19 protein-coding genes are annotated in these 17,344 nt (G+C 36.5%); 2 read left to right on the forward strand and 17 right to left on the reverse strand.

Translation table 11 applies throughout. The features are described from left to right. Positions 1 to 112 precede the first annotated feature (112 nt). Positions 113 to 355 carry a DUF2627 family protein gene (locus NST46_RS16425; RefSeq protein WP_118889632.1) on the forward strand — a complete coding sequence of 81 codons (243 nt, stop codon included), beginning with the start codon at positions 113 to 115 and terminating at the stop codon, positions 353 to 355. 109 nt (positions 356 to 464) lie between these two features. After that, entirely contained in the window at positions 465 to 1,811 is a 1,347-nt protein-coding gene (locus tag NST46_RS16430; protein ID WP_095306944.1) for an aspartate kinase, read from the forward strand. Positions 1,812 to 1,943: 132 nt separating this feature from the next. On the opposite strand, the gene spo0A is transcribed toward NST46_RS16430, so the two are convergent. From spo0A to spoIIIAE, 17 genes are all read right to left on the reverse strand, one after another. Then, entirely contained in the window at positions 1,944 to 2,723 is a 780-nt protein-coding gene (gene spo0A, locus NST46_RS16435) for a sporulation transcription factor Spo0A (protein ID WP_095306945.1), read from the reverse strand. A gap of 239 nt (positions 2,724 to 2,962) precedes the next feature. Further along, on the reverse strand, positions 2,963 to 4,219 hold the full coding sequence (gene spoIVB, locus NST46_RS16440) for a SpoIVB peptidase (RefSeq protein ID WP_118889634.1): 1,257 nt from the start codon (positions 4,217 to 4,219) through the stop codon (positions 2,963 to 2,965). Between the two features lie 218 nt (positions 4,220 to 4,437). Next, positions 4,438 to 6,138, reverse strand: a complete 1,701-nt coding sequence (recN, locus tag NST46_RS16445) for a DNA repair protein RecN (protein ID WP_095306948.1) — start codon at positions 6,136 to 6,138, stop codon at positions 4,438 to 4,440. Between the two features lie 68 nt (positions 6,139 to 6,206). Continuing rightward, on the reverse strand, positions 6,207 to 6,656 hold the full coding sequence (gene ahrC, locus NST46_RS16450; RefSeq protein WP_095306950.1) for a transcriptional regulator AhrC/ArgR: 450 nt from the start codon (positions 6,654 to 6,656) through the stop codon (positions 6,207 to 6,209). Positions 6,657 to 6,750: 94 nt separating this feature from the next. Further along, entirely contained in the window at positions 6,751 to 7,572 is an 822-nt protein-coding gene (locus NST46_RS16455) for a TlyA family RNA methyltransferase (protein ID WP_095306951.1), read from the reverse strand. Between the two features lie 136 nt (positions 7,573 to 7,708). Further along, positions 7,709 to 8,593, reverse strand: a complete 885-nt coding sequence (locus tag NST46_RS16460) for a polyprenyl synthetase family protein (RefSeq protein ID WP_095306952.1) — start codon at positions 8,591 to 8,593, stop codon at positions 7,709 to 7,711. 3 nt (positions 8,594 to 8,596) lie between these two features. Next, positions 8,597 to 8,827 (reverse strand): exodeoxyribonuclease VII small subunit, encoded by a 231-nt coding sequence (locus NST46_RS16465; RefSeq protein WP_095306953.1) that lies wholly within the window; start codon positions 8,825 to 8,827, stop codon positions 8,597 to 8,599. Further along, positions 8,817 to 10,172, reverse strand: coding sequence for an exodeoxyribonuclease VII large subunit (gene xseA / locus NST46_RS16470; RefSeq protein WP_095306954.1), 1,356 nt, complete (start codon positions 10,170 to 10,172; stop codon positions 8,817 to 8,819). Before xseA ends, NST46_RS16465 begins: the two co-directional genes overlap by 11 nt. After that, a complete protein-coding gene (gene folD, locus NST46_RS16475) occupies positions 10,162 to 11,022 on the reverse strand; it encodes a bifunctional methylenetetrahydrofolate dehydrogenase/methenyltetrahydrofolate cyclohydrolase FolD (protein ID WP_118889640.1) in 861 nt (286 codons plus the stop codon). Before folD ends, xseA begins: the two co-directional genes overlap by 11 nt. Positions 11,023 to 11,038: 16 nt before the next feature. Then, positions 11,039 to 11,419: a transcription antitermination factor NusB gene (gene nusB / locus NST46_RS16480; RefSeq protein ID WP_095306957.1), complete on the reverse strand. Its 381-nt coding sequence runs from the start codon at positions 11,417 to 11,419 to the stop codon at positions 11,039 to 11,041. Between the two features lie 255 nt (positions 11,420 to 11,674). Then, complete coding sequence (locus NST46_RS16485) at positions 11,675 to 12,070, reverse strand: Asp23/Gls24 family envelope stress response protein (protein WP_095306958.1); 396 nt, start codon at positions 12,068 to 12,070, stop codon at positions 11,675 to 11,677. A gap of 27 nt (positions 12,071 to 12,097) precedes the next feature. Next, entirely contained in the window at positions 12,098 to 13,456 is a 1,359-nt protein-coding gene (accC, locus tag NST46_RS16490; RefSeq protein WP_095306959.1) for an acetyl-CoA carboxylase biotin carboxylase subunit, read from the reverse strand. A 13-nt stretch (positions 13,457 to 13,469) separates the two neighbouring features. Further along, positions 13,470 to 13,955 carry an acetyl-CoA carboxylase biotin carboxyl carrier protein gene (accB, locus tag NST46_RS16495; protein WP_095306960.1) on the reverse strand — a complete coding sequence of 162 codons (486 nt, stop codon included), beginning with the start codon at positions 13,953 to 13,955 and terminating at the stop codon, positions 13,470 to 13,472. A 378-nt stretch (positions 13,956 to 14,333) separates the two neighbouring features. After that, a complete protein-coding gene (locus NST46_RS16500; RefSeq protein WP_095306961.1) occupies positions 14,334 to 14,900 on the reverse strand; it encodes a SpoIIIAH-like family protein in 567 nt (188 codons plus the stop codon). A 12-nt stretch (positions 14,901 to 14,912) separates the two neighbouring features. Further along, on the reverse strand, positions 14,913 to 15,527 hold the full coding sequence (spoIIIAG, locus tag NST46_RS16505) for a stage III sporulation protein AG (protein ID WP_095306963.1): 615 nt from the start codon (positions 15,525 to 15,527) through the stop codon (positions 14,913 to 14,915). Continuing rightward, positions 15,524 to 16,153: a stage III sporulation protein AF gene (gene spoIIIAF, locus NST46_RS16510; protein WP_095306964.1), complete on the reverse strand. Its 630-nt coding sequence runs from the start codon at positions 16,151 to 16,153 to the stop codon at positions 15,524 to 15,526. Before spoIIIAF ends, spoIIIAG begins: the two co-directional genes overlap by 4 nt. Positions 16,154 to 16,164: 11 nt before the next feature. Then, positions 16,165 to 17,343 (reverse strand): stage III sporulation protein AE, encoded by a 1,179-nt coding sequence (gene spoIIIAE, locus NST46_RS16515; RefSeq protein ID WP_118889642.1) that lies wholly within the window; start codon positions 17,341 to 17,343, stop codon positions 16,165 to 16,167. Position 17,344: the final 1 nt, after the last annotated feature.

Consider the following 17,344-nt stretch of genomic DNA (forward strand, 5'->3'; position numbering starts at 1 on the left):
ATTTATCATACGTCAGCCTGCATATTTTGGCAAATCTAGAATGATTTCTATTTTGCTTCGCTTTTGTTATACTATTATTTGAATGTAATATAGAATTTAAAGGGGAACATACATGGGTCGATTTTTAGCATTACTATTACTTTTTATACCGGGCATAATTGCAGCGATTGGAATTAAATTAATGCGCGATACAATTTTTGACGATTTCTATGCCTATTTCTTCTATCCTGGAATCCAATTCACAATTGGGCTTCTCCTCTTTATTTTGGGGCTGCTTTTTTTAGGAGGATTTATAATCTACCGAGATAGAAAAAGACAAAAGATTAAACAAAAAAGTGAAAATAAAGCGCTTTAGAAAAAAAGATGGAGAATTTCCGTCTTTTTTTTATATATTTACACGATTTTAAAGAATAAATATGGTATATTAGTAAGAAAATTAAGTTTCTGTTTAGGGGGATCCGATCATGAAAGTAGCAAAATTCGGCGGTAGCTCCGTTGCAAATGCCGAGCAATTACGTAAAGTTGGGAATATTATTAAAAGTGATCCCAAGCGAAAATTTATCGTCGTATCAGCACCAGGGAAAAGGTTTAAAAATGATACAAAAGTTACAGATTTGTTAATCCAACTTGGAAACGCCTATCATAATCAACAAAACTATGAGGTTTTTCTTGTAGCTATACTAGAGCGATTCCAAGAAATTATTAATGATTTAGAAATCGACCTATCTTTACTAAGCGAAATTGAAAATAACATAAAGGTGGCCCTAAGGGTAGAGGGTAAGCCTGAAAGTAAAATGGATGCGATTAAAGCAATTGGTGAAGACAGTTCCGCCAAAATACTAAGCGCCTATTTAAATCAAAATAATATTTCAGCACAATATATGAATCCAAAGGATGCCGGTATATTTGTTAGCGAGGAACCAGGAAATGCGCAAATTTTACCGGAGAGCTTCGAGCTCCTCTATAAACTACGAGAAAAAGATCATATCCTAGTTATACCTGGTTTCTTCGGCTATTCAAAAACCGGGAAATTAGTAACCTTCTCGAGAGGTGGATCAGATATTACCGGTTCCATCGTTGCCGCAGGAGTAAAAGCTGAAATCTATGAAAATTTCACAGATGTTGATTCTGTCTATTCTGTTAATCCGAATATTGTCAATAATCCGAAGGAAATAACAACACTTACCTATAAAGAAATGCGTGAATTATCTTACGCTGGATTTTCTGTATTCCATGATGAGGCATTGATTCCTGCATTCCGTGAAAAAATTCCAGTATGTATTAAAAATACAAACAATCCAGATGCTCCTGGAACATTTATTATTGCTGAAAAAGAAGCCAGTGAAAAATGTGTCGTTGGTATTGCAAGTGATACAGGTTTCTGTAGTTTATATGTAAGTAAGTATTTAATGAACCGTGAAGTAGGTTTTGGACGTAGGTTGCTTAATATTTTTGAGGATGAAGGAATTTCCTTTGAGCATGCACCATCTGGAATCGATGACATGTCTGTTATATTTAGAGTAAATAATTTTACAAAAGATAAAGAGAAAATTGTTGTTGATCGTATTAAAGATGAATTAAAAGTAGATACAGTAAGTTTACATAGAGATTTAGCGGTAATCATGGTTGTTGGTGAGGGACTTGTAAATACTGTAGGAGTTGCCGGAAAAGCTGCTTCTGCATTCGCTAAAGCTAATGTGAATATTGAAATGATAAACCAAGGCTCATCCGAAGTGTCCATGATGTTCGGAATAAAAGATACTGATATAGACGCTGCAATCCGTTCACTCTATCAAACATTTTTTGAATAAAGTAAAGAAAGAATAATACCGCATACACTGCAGTATTATTCTTTCTTTTTGTTATATTTGTTCATAATAGTCAAACACTACTGGTTTACAATAATTATATGTAGGAACCAGCTATTCATAATAACCAATCGTTTAGCTCACTTTATTCTCCAAACGTAAACGATCAGCTACCATTGCGATGAACTCCGAATTTGTGGGTTTGGCCTTAGATATATTAATAGTATAACCGAATAATGCCGAAATGGAATCGATATTGCCTCTGCTCCATGCGACTTCAATCGCATGGCGAATTGCCCGTTCAACACGTGATGCTGTCGTATTAAATTTCTTTGCGATATCAGGATATAATACTTTCGTGATTGAACCTAATAATTCTATATCATTATATACCATTGTAATTGCCTCTCTTAAGTACATGTAACCCTTAATATGGGCTGGCACACCAATTTCATGAATAATGTTTGTAATGTTAGCTTCCAGATCCTGTTTTTTTCGATCTTTCTTTGTCGGTTTATTTGTTGCAAGGCTTATTGGAGAATTTCCTTGAACTTGACGAATTTGATCTGCTAAATTATCCATATCAAAAGGCTTTAAAATAAAATAAGATGCTCCTAAATCAACTGCTTTTTTCATGACTTCTTCCTGTCCAAATGCTGTAAGCATAATAACATTTGGTCTATTTCCTAAATCCATTGTTCTTAATGTGTTTAGTACCGCTAATCCGTCGATATGTGGCATAATAATATCCAATATTAATACATCAGGTTCCAAACTCTCCATCATCGCGATACAATCTCTGCCATTATATGCAGTTCCAATAACTTCAATATCATCTTGTTCGTCAAAATAATCTTCCATCAACTGAATGAGCTCTCTGTTGTCATCAACTAAACACACTGAAATTTTATCCAAAGTAATGTTCCTCCTTATTTCTGTTATACTCTTTTACATATTCTACAAAAAGTTGAAATATCCTCTTTTTATTTGAAAAACTTTAATTTTTTTTGAATTAACTATATTTTTCTTCGATTTACTTCCATTTACGATAATTTTCGATTTTAAATGACATTTTATTCAGCATTTGTCGAAAAATATTAACTTTAGTATAATATAAAAAAGCTTGTAATGGAATCTTCCATCACAAGCTTTTTTTATGCTGCTTTTTCCTTTGATTGCGCTTCAATAATTCCTGCATCTTGTAACATCCATTCAATATGAACACCATATCCTGATGTTGGATCATTTACAAATACATGTGTTACAGCGCCAATTATTTTATCGTTTTGTATAATTGGGCTTCCACTCATACCTTGTACAATCCCGCCGGTACTTTTCAATAGCTTAGGATCTGTAATTTGAATTACCATTCCTTTCGTTGCTGGAAACTTCTGAGGAACACTGCTTACAATTTCGATATCAAATTCCTCTATTTTTTCATCTTTCACAACGGTAAGAATTTTGGCTGGTCCTTCTTTAACTTCATTGGAAGAAGCTACTGGTAATGGTTTGTTATATTTTTCGTGTTTAATCATTTCATCCAATACCCCAAAAATACCGTACGGGGAATTTTTTGTAATTGTTCCGATTCGATCGTGTTCAGCTGAAAATCTAGCTTGTTTTTCTCCTGGAATCCCGTTATTACCTTTCTCAATGGAAGTAACGGATGAATTGACAATCGTCCCATTATCGATTTCAATCGGTTTTTTTGTGTCCATATCTGAAATAATGTGCCCTAGAGCGCCATATTTTTTCGATACTGGATCATAAAATGACATTGTTCCAATACCTGCAGCAGAGTCACGAATATACAAGCCAATTTTGTACGCATTATCCTGCTTATCTAAAACGGGCTGTAAAGAAGTATCTATCATTTCTTTACCGCGTTTAAGTGTTATTTCAAGGCTTTTTTCGCTTTTCCCAGCATTTTCTACATATGATTTTATGTCACTCATTTCTTTGATCGGCTCTCCGTTAATTTTCAATATGACATCTCCGACATTTATTTTTGCATCCTCACCTGGCGATTTTGTCTCGCTATTTCCTTTAACGAGATGATGACCAACAACGAGCACTCCACGAGTTTGGAGCTTCACTCCAATCGATTGTCCACCAGGGTATACCTTAATATCTTCTAGAGCGGAATTACTTACACGCTTCGTTGAAACTGCCGCCGCTTTTAACAACTCTGTACGAATTGGAGAACTAGACATAAGGGAGTTTTTTTCTGTTTTAGAAAGTCCGATTGCTTCTTGTTGACTAAATGCTTCAATTGCGTTCAGCTCTTCTGCATTCTTTTGACTTGGACCAAAGAAAGAAAAAACAGTTAAGACAATCAAAAGAATACTGCTTAGCCAAAACTTTGTTTGATGATTTTTCAATCGTGCCACTCTCCTCCTCCCAACCCACATCAAATCTTGGTTCGTAATCCTAATTTGAGCTGTAAGTGTGCTTTTTAAACTGGTGAAACATAAGAGAAATGTGTATCATTACCTATTACTAAAAAAGGAAATCGTGTATAAGTGTATTTTAAAAGGGGATTTTTAAAAATCGGCTTACTATTATTGCAAAAAAAGGCAAAACAAAAAACCGGTTTCTTTTATTTTCCGGTTTTTCAAGAATTTTATCCTTATAAATTTGATTTAAATGCATTTGCAAGTTCAAGCATTTCCTTTGCGTGATCTTTCGCAGTTTCTGTCAATTTTGTTCCCGTAATCATACGACTTAATTCTTCTATTTGTTCTAATTCAGATAGTTCTTTTACACTTGTTGCGGTTCGGTTATCTTTTTCGTTTTTCTCAATAAATTTATGGGTGTCTGCCATAGCCGCCACTTGTGGAAGGTGTGTAATGCATAGCACCTGAGAATCATTTGAGATTTGATAAATCTTTTCAGCAATTGCCTGTGCAACTCTTCCGCTAACCCCAGTGTCAACTTCATCAAATATAACGCTTGTCACGCCTTGATGCTTGGAAAAAATATTCTTTAATGCAAGCATAATTCGTGAAAGCTCTCCACCAGAGGCTACCTTCGTTAAATCCTTTAGCGGTTCGCCACGATTGGTTGAAATAAGAAAACGTACATGATCGAATCCGTTTTTGTGGAGATGAGCCTTCGTATTACTTTCATCATCAAAAGCAATTGCAAAAGTAGCTTTTTCTAAATAAAGTCCTTTCATCTCAGCATGTATATCTTCTGTTAGACAATCTGCAGCACTTTTTCTGAGTTCATGTAGGTGCTCAGCTTCAAGCATCGCGTCCTTTTCGGTTTCTTCAATCTGTTCAAGCAAAGCGTTTAGATGAGAATCCTTGTTCGTTATCTGCTCTATCTCTTCTTCTATCGTTGCCATATATTCAATAATATCATTTACCGTATTGCCGTATTTTCGTTTTAGCCTATTTATTTCATCTAATCTTGATTCAATTTCATTTAAACGTTCTGGATCAAATTGAAGTGTATCAATATGATTGCGCAGCTCATAAGTTAGCTCTTCCATTGCATAATAATGATTGGAAAACTCTTCTGATTTCGCTGCGATATAATCATCATACTTACTATTTTCCTGAAGGCTAAGCTGCGCCTGATTTAACCAATCCAATCCTCTTTGTTCTCCGTATAATGCATGATAGGCATCATGCAGGGCAGTGTGAATCCGCTCATAATTCGCGAGTGCTTTTCTCTCTTCTTCAAGCTGTGTATCCTCATCAGGACTAAGTTCTGCTTGTTCAAGCTCCTTCATTTGAAACTCTAATAAGTCTAAACGATGAGCTGTCTCTTGCTCATTATCATTTAGCTTTTTATATCTATTTTTTAAGCGAACCAACTTATCATAGTGCTCCAAGTATGCTTCTTTTGCTTTTGTTATTGATTGTGGTTCATACAAGTCTAAGAAATCCAAATGATTTTCTGCATCCATTAATGATTGTGTTTCATGCTGACTATGGATGTCGATTAGTGTCTTTCCAAATTCACGCAGTATTGCAAGTGTGACTAGCTTGCTATTTACACGACAAATGCTTTTTCCAGATCCTGTAATAACTCGTTGTAATACTACTTGATTATCAGAAATTTCTATTCCATATTGGCTCCCAACATCATATATTGGATGGGTTTTATTTTCTATTGTAAATAAACCTTCTATTTCAGCTTTTTTGGCTCGATGCCTTACATATTCTACAGAACCACGTCCTCCTGCTAATAACTGTATAGCATCTATTATAATCGATTTTCCTGCACCAGTTTCTCCAGTCAATACGGTAAGACCTTCATTAAATGTTATGGAAATCTGTTCGATGATTGCAAAATCACGAATAGACAGCTCTGTAAGCATGGTTCATTGTCCCCCCCAATATAAGAAGATATTCTCTCTTTATAAATCACTAAAAAAAGAGAACTCAATCAAAGCATATCAATAAATCGGTCCTTTATTTCTTCTGCCTGCTCTGGAGTTCTACAAATAATTAAGCACGTGTCATCCCCGCAAATCGTTCCCATTATCTCTTCCCAATCTAAATTGTCAATAAGCACACCGACAGCATGTGCATTTCCTGGCAATGTACGGAGTACAATAAAATGACTAGCATGCTCAATTTTTACAAAAGCATCTATTATTAGACGCTTCAGCTTTTCCAGTGGGTTAAATCGTTGATCAGCAGGTAAACTGTATTTGTACCGATTGCTTGCTGTTGGAACTTTGACAAGATGAAGTTCCTTAATGTCTCTTGATACCGTTGCTTGTGTGACATTGTAACCTGCGGCTTTTAATTGTGCTACCAGTTCATCCTGTGTTTCTATTTCATTCTCCGTAATTAGTTCTCGAATTTTAATATGTCGTTGAACTTTACTCATCGTACAGCACCTCCTTTATAGGTCACTTGAGCTTTCACTGAATAACTTTTTCAATTTATTGCTTCAATATTATCTAGAGACTTCGATCTTTTTATCAACTGTTAGGATACAGGATTTGATGTGCATTTTCCACTGTTTTATCAATTGAGATTGGTTTGTAATTCTCAACTTCCTTCTCTTTTTTCCAACCTAAATGGGCTAAGAATTCAATATTACCCTCTCCTCCAGTAATTGGGGAGTAGGTCAAGTTAAGTAATTGATAACCTTCATTCTCAGCAAAGTCGATAATTTGTGTTAAAACATCTTGATGGACAAGTGGATCACGAACAATCCCCTTGTTTCCTACTTGTTCTTTCTTAGCTTCAAATTGTGGTTTTATTAATGCAATCACATCACTATTTTCTGCTAATAATCCACTAAGAACAGGAAAAATTAACTTTAATGAAATAAATGAAACATCAATCGATGCCAGGTTTGGTACACCCTTTTTCAACATATCTGCTGTTACATGACGAAAGTTTGTTCGCTCCATAACAACAACACGTTTATCACTTCTTAGCTTCCAGTCAAGCTGATTATAACCAACATCAATAGCATAGCTTAATCTAGCTCCCTGCTGCAGCGCACAATCAGTAAAGCCGCCTGTAGAAGAGCCAACATCGATAAAAATACGATCTTTTGCGTCAATAGAAAAATAGCTTAATGCTTTCTCTAACTTGAGCCCGCCACGACCAACATAAGGCAACGTTTTCCCTTTTATCGTTAAAGGGCTATGGGGGTCAATCTTCATTCCTGGCTTGTCTAAACGATGCTGCTTTGAAAAAACTTGTCCAGCCATTATAACACGCTTAGCCTTGTCCAGGTTTTCGATTAGTTCCTTTTCGACTAACAATTCATCCAGTCTTTTTTTAGCCATTTTTAAAATCCTTTACTAGTAACAATTTTGTCTTCGTTTTTGAACAACCACTTTAAACATTACCCATTTTAACCATTATAGTGCGCATTAAATAGAGGACGACGAAAATAAATTCGTAGCGCCCTTCTAGGTTGATTTAATGATCTCTATTACTGAAATAATCCGTTAAATCCATTAAAACTGAATTTGCTGCCCCAGCTTTTTGCAGTGCTTCTTTTGCTTTTTCAACATAAGCTTCTTTTTGTTTCATTGCACCTTTAATACCAAGTAATTTAGGATACGTACTTTTTTGATTATCTTCATCACTGCCGACCGGCTTTCCGAGTTTTTCTTCGTCACCTGTCACATCTAGAATATCATCTTGTACTTGAAAAATGAGCCCTAAATAATAAGCAAATGTTGTTAAATGTTCCAGCTGTTCCTCCGTTGCCTTACCTAACATAGCTCCAGACAGAATTGCTGATCGAACAAGTTCTCCAGTTTTCAATGCATGGATGCGTTCCATTTCTTCTATAGAAATTGGCCTGTTTTCTGCTTCCATATCAAGTATTTGTCCACCAACCATTCCTGTTGGACCACTGCATGAAGCTAGCATTTGAATTAAGCTAACCTTTTCTTCAGCAGTAAGAAGAGGATCGTTTGCGATAAGCTCGAAGCTAAACGTCAATAGTGCATCTCCAGCTAAAATCGCTGTTGCCTCATCGAACATTTTATGATTCGTTGGTTTACCTCGTCTGTAATCATCATCATCCATAGCTGGAAGGTCATCGTGCACTAATGAATACGTATGTATCATTTCCAAAGCAGTAGCTGCAGAAAGAACCTTCTTTATTTGTTGACCATATGCCTCGTAACTAGCAATCATAAGAATTGGTCGTAATCTTTTACCGCCAGCTTCCAAGGAATAAAGCATGGATTCCTTTAATCGCGAATGCATGTTTAAATTACGTAGATAGCGATCAAATTCATTTTCAATCATAGCTTTATACTTCGTTATATATTCTGAAAGGTTTGCATTCACTTGTTATTCTTCCTCCTGTAGATCGAATGGCTCCAATTCACCTTGTTCATTCATAATTTGTGTCATTTTTTCTTGAACATGCTTTAGTTTATCTCCGCATATTTTCGATAGATTCATTCCATCCTGATAATAATTAATCGCTTTTTCTAAAGGGACGTCCCCTTCCTCTAGCTTAGAAACAATTGCTTCAAGCTTATCCATCGCTTCTTCAAAAGATATATCTTCATTTTTCATCTGTAGATCCCTCCTCTAGCGCTAAAACTTTGCAATTTAACTGGCCATCGTGCAGGCGAACCGTTATGTTATCATTCTTATCTACCCGCGTAACTGATTTAATCATTTCTCCTTCAGTTGAATATGGTAAAGCAAATCCGCGTTTCATAATCTCTAGTGGATTAACTAAAGTCAATTTGTCTATAGCATTGGCTAATTTTATTTCATGCTGCTTCATTATTTGAGTCATATAATAATGTTGCTGCCTTAACGCTTTAATTAAATTTGACTGTGCCTGCTCTACTTGTTTATTAGGATGCTGTGCTTGAAGGCGTTTAATCAGATAGCTAAATGTTTGTTCATGCTCGTTATTTTTCTTTCGCATACTACGTTGTAATTGCTCCAGTTGATTATCCAATTCCTGTTCCTTTTGTTTAATCAGTTGTTCTGGATAACGAAATGCATAAGACTGTTGAATTCTTGCAAGATATTGCTTATGATTAATTATTTCTCGCTCCATGTTTCTAATTAAAAATTTCCGAAGCGTATGAATTCGATTTGCTAATTCGACTTGTGATGGGACTGCAAGCTCTGCCGCACCTGTTGGTGTTGGCGCGCGTAAGTCTGAAACAAAATCACTTATCGTTGTATCTGTTTCATGTCCTACAGCAGAAATAACTGGAACTCTCGATGCAAAAATTGCACGTGCAACGATTTCTTCATTGAAGCTCCATAACTCCTCAATCGAGCCGCCACCCCGCCCAACAATCAATGTGTCAAAATGTCCTCTTTCGTTTGCTGTCTCAATCGCATTTTTTATGGAAGTTGCTGCGCTTGGACCTTGAACAAGTACTGGAAGCACAGTAATTGCGCAACTTGGGTAACGTCGCTTAATTGTCGTAATAATGTCTCTTATAGCAGCGCCAGTTGGCGATGTAATAACACCTATATGTTCTGGAAAGGTCGGTATGCCTTTTTTATGAATCGGATCAAAAAGGCCTTCTTTATGTAGTTTTTCTTTCAGTTGTTCGAAAGCTAAATAAAGAGCCCCAATACCATCAGGTTCCATTTGCTCAATATAAAGCTGATATTGCCCGTAAGCCTCATATACACTGATATCCCCTTTAATCAGTACATTCATGCCATTTTCTGGTTGGAATTTCATGTTCCGATTATTCCCAGCGAACATCACGGCCTGTATTTTTGCTTGATCATCCTTAATGGTCATATACATATGACCACGGCTATGATGCTTAAAATTTGAAATTTCACCCCGAAGCCAAACATTTCGCAGATGTGGGTCCATATCTATTTTACGCTTCATATATTTTGTCAGTGCAGTGACTGTCAAATATTTATCCTTCAATTTTGGACAATCCTTTTGCAGCTTTAATTGTGTTTTTCAATAACATTGTGATGGTCATTGGACCAACACCTCTTGGAACTGGTGTAATATAGGATGCTTTCTCCTTTGCGCTTTCAAAATCGACATCCCCAGTTAAAGATCCATTTTCTAAGCGATTGATCCCCACATCAATTACGACAGCCCCATCTTTAATATATTCTGCAGTAATTGCATGGGCTTTTCCAATAGCAGCGATTAAAATGTCAGCATTTGCTGCGAGTTCTTGAAGGTTCTTTGTACGCGAATGGCAATAAGTAACAGTTGCATTTTCATTAAGCAACAGTTGTCCTACCGGTTTGCCTACAATGTTGCTTCGACCAATAACAACTGCATGCTTACCTTCAATTTTAATGTTCTTTGATTTTAACATCGTAATGATGCCATATGGTGTGCACGGAAGAAAAGTATCTTCCCCAGTCATCATTTTTCCAATGTTAATTGGATGAAACCCATCGACATCCTTATCAGGATGTATTGCTTCAATTACTTTCTCTTCTCTGATTTGGTCTGGAAGTGGAAGCTGTACAAGTATACCATGGACAGTCGTATCATCATTTAGTTCCTGAATCAATTGCAACAATGCTGATTCTGTAGTCGATGCAGGCAATTCAATTAAAGATGATGAAATGCCAGTTTCTGCAGCAGCTTTTTCTTTTCCTTTTACATACGATTTAGAAGCAGGATTGTCTCCTACTAGAACAACTGTTAAATGTGGTGTAAGTCCGAATTCCTTTAGCTTTTCTACCTCTACTTTCATCTCTTCTTTTAAAGCTGTAGATAACTCTCTTCCGTTGATAACTTCTGCTGACATGCTCCCCCGTCCTTTCTTAGCCTACTATTTTTGATAAAACCCCATTAATAAATTTACCTGATTTATCATCACCATATGTATTACCCAACTCTACCGCTTCGTTGATCGAAACGTTATTTGGTATATCTTCCATATAACGTAATTCATATGTAGCGATTCGCAAAATCGTTCGCTCTACAGAAGCAACACGATTTAAAGTCCAGTTCTGAAGATTTTCTGAAATAATCGAATCAATTACAGATTTTTGAGTAATAACACCTTCCACTAATGCTTTTAAAAAAACATCAGGTTCTTCGTTCTCTAAAAATTCATGGATCAACTGTTGTGGATCACTGTCATTTATATCTAATTGAAACAGCAGTTGAAATGCTTTTTCTCTAGCGGTATGTCGTTTCATCGTTTATAACTCCTTTTTATGCATCCGCAAATTATTATATCTCTTTCAAATAATAACATGATTGATTAGTCAATGCTAGAATCTATCGCTGGTTAGCGATGCTCCCCCGTATTTTTCGAGGGCAGCTCGTCGAAGCTTTCCTGCGCAGAAGATAAAGGAAATACATATAGACAGCCTTCAAAATTTATAGTTTCTTGAGGAATGAATAAAGCACAGACCTCGTAGCCTCGGCCTGTGCATGTTTTATGCTTTCATCTATTCTTGCGCTTCTGCGTCTTCTCTACCATTCATTTGAACACCGACTACATGAACATTAACCTCTTTTAACTCTAGTGCCGTCATGTTTGTCAGCGTCTGTCTTATATTTGTTTGAAGTTGCTGGGCAACTTGTGGAATAGAGACGCCAAAGTTTAATATAACGTACACATCAATGGAAACTCCGTCATCTAAAAGCTCCACTTTGATGCCTTTATTATGCGCTTTTTTGCCAAACCGTTCCACAACACCAGTAGCGAAATTACCACGCATTGCATAAACGCCGTCTACTTCAGTAGCAGCAATCCCAGCAATCACTTCTATAACCTCAGGAGCAATCTCTACTTTCCCTAAAGCAGTATTGTCACTTACATTTAACAATGGTTGTTCACTCATGTTATCACTCCTATAATCTGGTAATAATTACTTTTCGTTTTTAAGTATTGGATGTTCTTCTAGGAAATTCGTATTGAAATCCCCATTAATAAACACGTCATTACTCATAATCAAACGATGGAACGGAATTGTTGTATGCACACCTTCGATAACAAATTCATCCAACGCACGTTTCATGCGCTTTATTGCTTCTTCCCTCGTAGGAGCATACGTAATTAATTTAGCAATCATGGAATCATAATATGGAGGTATTTTATAACCTGAATAAGCTGCAGAATCAATTCGAACACCTAGACCACCCGGTGGTAAATACATGTCAATCTCACCAGCAGAAGGCATGAAGTTTTTAAATGGATTTTCTGCATTTATACGACATTCAATCGACCAGCCATCAAATTCAATGTCTGCTTGCTCAAAGGATAGCTTCTCCCCGTTGGCAATTCGAATTTGTTCTTTAATCAAATCTATACCTGTAACCATCTCTGTAACAGGATGCTCCACTTGGATACGAGTGTTCATTTCCATAAAGTAAAATTCTTGGCTTTTGCGATCAAAAATGAATTCAATTGTACCGGCTCCAAAATAATTAACAGCTTTAGCTGCGTTTACAGAAGCCTCTCCCATTTTCCTGCGTATTTCTGGAGTCAGCGCTGGAGATGGGGTCTCTTCAACAAGTTTCTGTAGTCTTCTTTGAATCGAACAATCTCTTTCACCTAAGTGAACCGTATTGCCATACGTGTCGGCTAAAACCTGAATTTCCACATGGCGGAAATCTTCGATGAATTTCTCAATATATACGCCAGGATTGCCAAATGCAGTTTCTGCTTCTTTCTGGGTTACTTGGATTCCTTTAACAAGTTCTTCTTCTGTACGTGCAACCCGAATCCCCTTACCACCGCCACCTGCAGTAGCTTTAATAATAACCGGATATCCAATCTCCGCAGCAACTTCTTTTGCTTCTGCTTCATTTTCAACTATTCCGTCTGAACCAGGAACGATTGGCACATCAGCACGCTTCATCGTTTCTCTTGCAACATCTTTTATTCCCATTTTCTGAATTGCTTCCGGTGATGGGCCAACAAAGATAATGTTACATTCCCTGCAGATTTCAGCAAAATCAGCATTCTCAGCTAAAAATCCATAGCCAGGGTGGATCGCATCTACATTCGTCATGGTTGCGACACTAATAATATTCGTGAAGTTCAAATAGCTGTCTTTACTTAGTTTTGGTCCTACACAATAAGCCTCATCTGCTAATTGAACGTGTAATGATTCTTTATCTGCTTCAGAGTATATCGCAACCGTTTCAATATCGAGTTCTTTACAAGCTCGGATAATGCGAACTGCAATCTCTCCTCTGTTAGCAATTAAAACCTTCTTAATCAATTGCGACATCTCCTTACTTCTTCACTCTGAATAATGGCTGACCGTACTCAACTAGCTCACCATTTTCAACAAGTACTTCTACGATTTCACCCGAGATTTCCGCCTCAATCTCATTAAATAATTTCATTGCTTCTACAATACATACGACTGTATTTGTTTCTACAGAACTTCCTCTTGTAACAAATGGATCGTTTTCTGGGGAAGAAGCAGCATAAAATGTTCCAACCATTGGTGATACAATTTCATGATCATAATTTACCGCGTTTGCTGAAGCTGGTTGTTCTTCAGAATTAGCCGGTTGCTCATTTACTACTGCTGCTTGAGGTTTTTCTTGTGCAGGTTTAGCCTGTTGTACGCCAGCCTCTGAAACAATCGCTGCGTTTTCGTTACCTGCCTTCTTCAGTGATACACTTGCACCTTCTACTTCATAAGTAAATTCCGTAATGGAAGATTGATCGATTAGTTTAATAATCTCACGTAATTCTTGTACTTTTAACATGTCTCGCACTCCTCTTATTTTCAAGATCGTTTACTCATTATTTGTACAATATCAAGTATTTAATATTAGGTACTAATAATTCCTCCTAACATTTTACGATAAAACATTGTAAAACATCAAGCTTTGGTTAAATTTAAGTACAATTTAAAAGCTACTGCACTTTTAATTATAGCAGTATTGCTGGAGCAATGCGAATTGAAAGAAGTGTTAATAGCCGTGCTTTTGTTCTATTGTTGGAGACAAATACAGTGCTGATTATTTCCCGCTAAAAAATTCTAAAATCAAAATAAAGAAATCCAGACCCTTGGTTACGTCTGGATTTATAAGTTATGAAAGCATAATTGAATTGGTCTTTTATTATGAATTGCTAATTATTTTCTATTTACCTGTTGGTTGAAAGTTTACTTCCGTTTTTACATCCTCTCCAAATTCATCACGTACCATTTGCATGATGTTTACAACTTCTGTATTTGTTAACTCTTCGACTTTAACATGTACATGCACTTTTTCTGCTTCGGAGCGAACAAGTACATCTTCATAGCCAGTTGCACCAACAATTTGTTCTTCAAGAATCGCTTCTTTTGCATCTAGATTTTCTAATACATCGATTTCATTGAGTGCTTGTTCTTTTTCTTCTGCATTAGCGCTAGCGGATGCAACTACATCTGTAAGTCGACTTATTTTCTTGCTGCGGTCGTCTTGTACTTCCATACGAATTGTTGCAAATAATTCATCTTGGCCAAGGTTTGTAATGTCGTCAACTTCTGCATTTTCTGCATCTTCTGTATCTCCTGTTCCAGCTGTCGTAGAAGCTTTCTCGCTAGCTGGTTGTCCGTCCTCTATATATGCTAAATCATCACCATTTGGGGAAAGCATATAATAGACACTAAGCACAATCATTAAACTTAACATAGTCAATAGCCATACCGTTTGTTTTTTTAACATACTATCTTCCTCCTAGTTTTTTGGCATCACAGAAATTTTATGGGTTGGAACATCAAGAACACGCGAAACTGCTTCAACAATTTGATTTTTGACGGAGGGCTGATCAGCTCCTTTTGCTACTACAAACACCCCCCTAACCTCTGGTTGCTTTGTTTGAACTAATAACGGCATCTCTTGATCACCTTTTCGTATTGTTACCACTTGACTGTCTTCTGTATTATCTTCAATCTTCCTTGTACCACCATTCCGGTCAGATTCATCAGTAATTTGCTGACCTTTCGTGGTGTTCTTTTCGTAAACTTGCTCACTCGTTGCATTCAGATTAACCATAACCTCTGCTTCTGTTACACTTTGAATTTTATTAAGCATTCCAGCTAATTCTTGTCCTAAACTTTCTTCTACATGACTTATATCTGAAGAAGACATTTCTGCCCCATCATCGGCTTTTGCTATGTTCTGCGTTTCTCCTTGAGGCTGAAGGTTAAGTTCAGGCTCGTCCTCTGATGAAAAAATATTACTGACGATAATTAGAAATACCCCTGTCAATCCTAAGATGATAAGGTATCCGATTTTCTTCGATGGAGGCTTACCTCCCTCCGTTTTTTTTGGTCGAAAGAAATTTTTCATGATGTCCCTCCCTCCCAATAAATAGATACTTTCTTATCTGTTAACTCCCATTCATCCATTAGCAGTGTTGCTATTTCTGTTCCAACTTCTTCTTTTTCCCCTTCACTATCTTGATCGTTATGCTGAGAATCAATGACTATTTCTTCAACTGTATCCACCGCTCCCTCCTCGTTCTCTAATTCCTTTATATAAACAATGACTTCTACTAAATCCTCAAAGGACAGATTTTCCACTTCTTCAAATGTAAAATCGATGCTTGTAATCTCCACTTGGAATTCCTCCTTTAAGGGGTCCTCAGCTATATTTTTCAGTTGGACAGTCATCTGTTCTAAAATATATGCATGTTGACTGTTTTGTATCTCTTTTTTTTGAAATTCTATTTGATTTTCTATATTTTCATCTTGCGTATAAGCTTGATCTAGCTGGTCAATAGATGTTTCGACAGCTTGTTCAATATCTGCATCAAATAAGTAGAATACGGGCTTTAAAAGGATAAGAATTAATATGAGTCCTACTGCTAATTTGACATACTTTTTCATCGCGTCTACTGGAATCAGTAAATCGATAATTGCAGCAAGAATGACAAATAAAATAATCTGAGTTACCCATTGTATAATTACATCCATCGAACATCACCTTATCTCAGCAAAATAGTTATATTACTTGCAGAAACGATAATCACAATAGCCAATAAGAACATTAGAGATACTGCTAGTAAGCATGCAAGAATATATAAAATGTAATTACTAATCGTATTTAAAGCTGTAATAACTGGACCACCTCCAATTGGCTGTAGAGCAGCCGCAGCTATCTTATATATCAATGCAACCGCAGCTATTTTTAATGCGGGAAAGAGTACTATTAACAATATGACCAGCAGTCCGGCCATACCAACAGCATTTTTTAATACGAGTGAAGCACTTAATATTGTGTCAGCCGCATCTGTAAATGTTCTTCCAACAACAGGAATAAAATTACCCGTAACAAACTTAGCTGTTTTCATTGCTAAACCATCCTGAATAGCAGATGCTGTACCCTGAACAGAAATGACCCCTAAAAAAATGGTTAAAAATATGCCGAGGGCTCCAAGTCCAACTGTTTTAAATAGATTTGCCAGGTGTGTCACTTTATAATTTTCACTTAAGCTGCTAACTATTAAAAGCATTGCTGAAAGAAACAGTAATGGCAGAATGAACGTAGAAACTAAAATTCCACTGAAATTAATTAGGAAAATGATTATTGGATGAAAGAAAGAAACGGCTATCACATTCCCAAAACTCGCCATCATCCCTAACATAAGCGGGAGTAAAGCAATCATGAATCCCTTCATCATTTCAATTGCTTCTTGCGTATAAGATACAGCAACATAGAAGCTGTTCAGGGCAATAAAAATAAGTACAAGATAGATGACAAAATACGCAATTTTACTAACTGCGTTTCGTTCAAAAGCGCTGTGCATCGTTTGTAAAATAACAGAAAACAGGGTGAGCATTAATAAAGTTCCTAATAGCTTTCCGTTTGCAATTAGTTCATGGAATAAGTACTCGAGAAATGCAACGATCGTATTTTTTAGTGAAAAGGAATCTTGATTTTTAACAAATTCATAAATACTCGTTTTTTCAATCTCAGGTAAATAACCGCCATACTCCTCAACTAGTTGGTCCCAATAGCTTCCAACACCATCAAGGGAGATCTCTTGAAGGATGCTTTCATCAAAATGAATGTCATTATCTGTAGCAGCAGAAACAGTAGCCTGTCCACTAAAGAAAAAAATAATTGTGAGTAGAATTAGGATTATTAGGTTATATGATTTCATT

The sequence above is a fragment of the Oceanobacillus sp. FSL W7-1309 genome (assembly GCF_038002145.1).
Lineage (GTDB): Bacteria > Bacillota > Bacilli > Bacillales > Amphibacillaceae > Oceanobacillus > Oceanobacillus profundus.

What these genes read in the sequence shown, in the direction of transcription:
- NST46_RS16425 (WP_118889632.1), top strand. Translation starts at nt 113, where the DNA reads ATGGGTCGATTTTTAGCATTACTATTACTTTTTATACCGGGCATAATT.
- NST46_RS16430 (WP_095306944.1), top strand. Translation starts at nt 465, where the DNA reads ATGAAAGTAGCAAAATTCGGCGGTAGCTCCGTTGCAAATGCCGAGCAA.
- spoIVB (WP_118889634.1), bottom strand. Translation starts at nt 4,219, where the DNA reads ATGTGGGTTGGGAGGAGGAGAGTGGCACGATTGAAAAATCATCAAACA.
- recN (WP_095306948.1), bottom strand. Translation starts at nt 6,138, where the DNA reads ATGCTTACAGAGCTGTCTATTCGTGATTTTGCAATCATCGAACAGATT.
- ahrC (WP_095306950.1), bottom strand. Translation starts at nt 6,656, where the DNA reads ATGAGTAAAGTTCAACGACATATTAAAATTCGAGAACTAATTACGGAG.
- NST46_RS16455 (WP_095306951.1), bottom strand. Translation starts at nt 7,572, where the DNA reads ATGGCTAAAAAAAGACTGGATGAATTGTTAGTCGAAAAGGAACTAATC.
- NST46_RS16465 (WP_095306953.1), bottom strand. Translation starts at nt 8,827, where the DNA reads ATGAAAAATGAAGATATATCTTTTGAAGAAGCGATGGATAAGCTTGAA.
- folD (WP_118889640.1), bottom strand. Translation starts at nt 11,022, where the DNA reads ATGTCAGCAGAAGTTATCAACGGAAGAGAGTTATCTACAGCTTTAAAA.
- nusB (WP_095306957.1), bottom strand. Translation starts at nt 11,419, where the DNA reads ATGAAACGACATACCGCTAGAGAAAAAGCATTTCAACTGCTGTTTCAA.
- NST46_RS16485 (WP_095306958.1), bottom strand. Translation starts at nt 12,070, where the DNA reads ATGAGTGAACAACCATTGTTAAATGTAAGTGACAATACTGCTTTAGGG.
- accB (WP_095306960.1), bottom strand. Translation starts at nt 13,955, where the DNA reads ATGTTAAAAGTACAAGAATTACGTGAGATTATTAAACTAATCGATCAA.
- NST46_RS16500 (WP_095306961.1), bottom strand. Translation starts at nt 14,900, where the DNA reads ATGTTAAAAAAACAAACGGTATGGCTATTGACTATGTTAAGTTTAATG.
- spoIIIAG (WP_095306963.1), bottom strand. Translation starts at nt 15,527, where the DNA reads ATGAAAAATTTCTTTCGACCAAAAAAAACGGAGGGAGGTAAGCCTCCA.
- spoIIIAF (WP_095306964.1), bottom strand. Translation starts at nt 16,153, where the DNA reads ATGGATGTAATTATACAATGGGTAACTCAGATTATTTTATTTGTCATT.
- spoIIIAE (WP_118889642.1), bottom strand. Translation starts at nt 17,343, where the DNA reads ATGAAATCATATAACCTAATAATCCTAATTCTACTCACAATTATTTTT.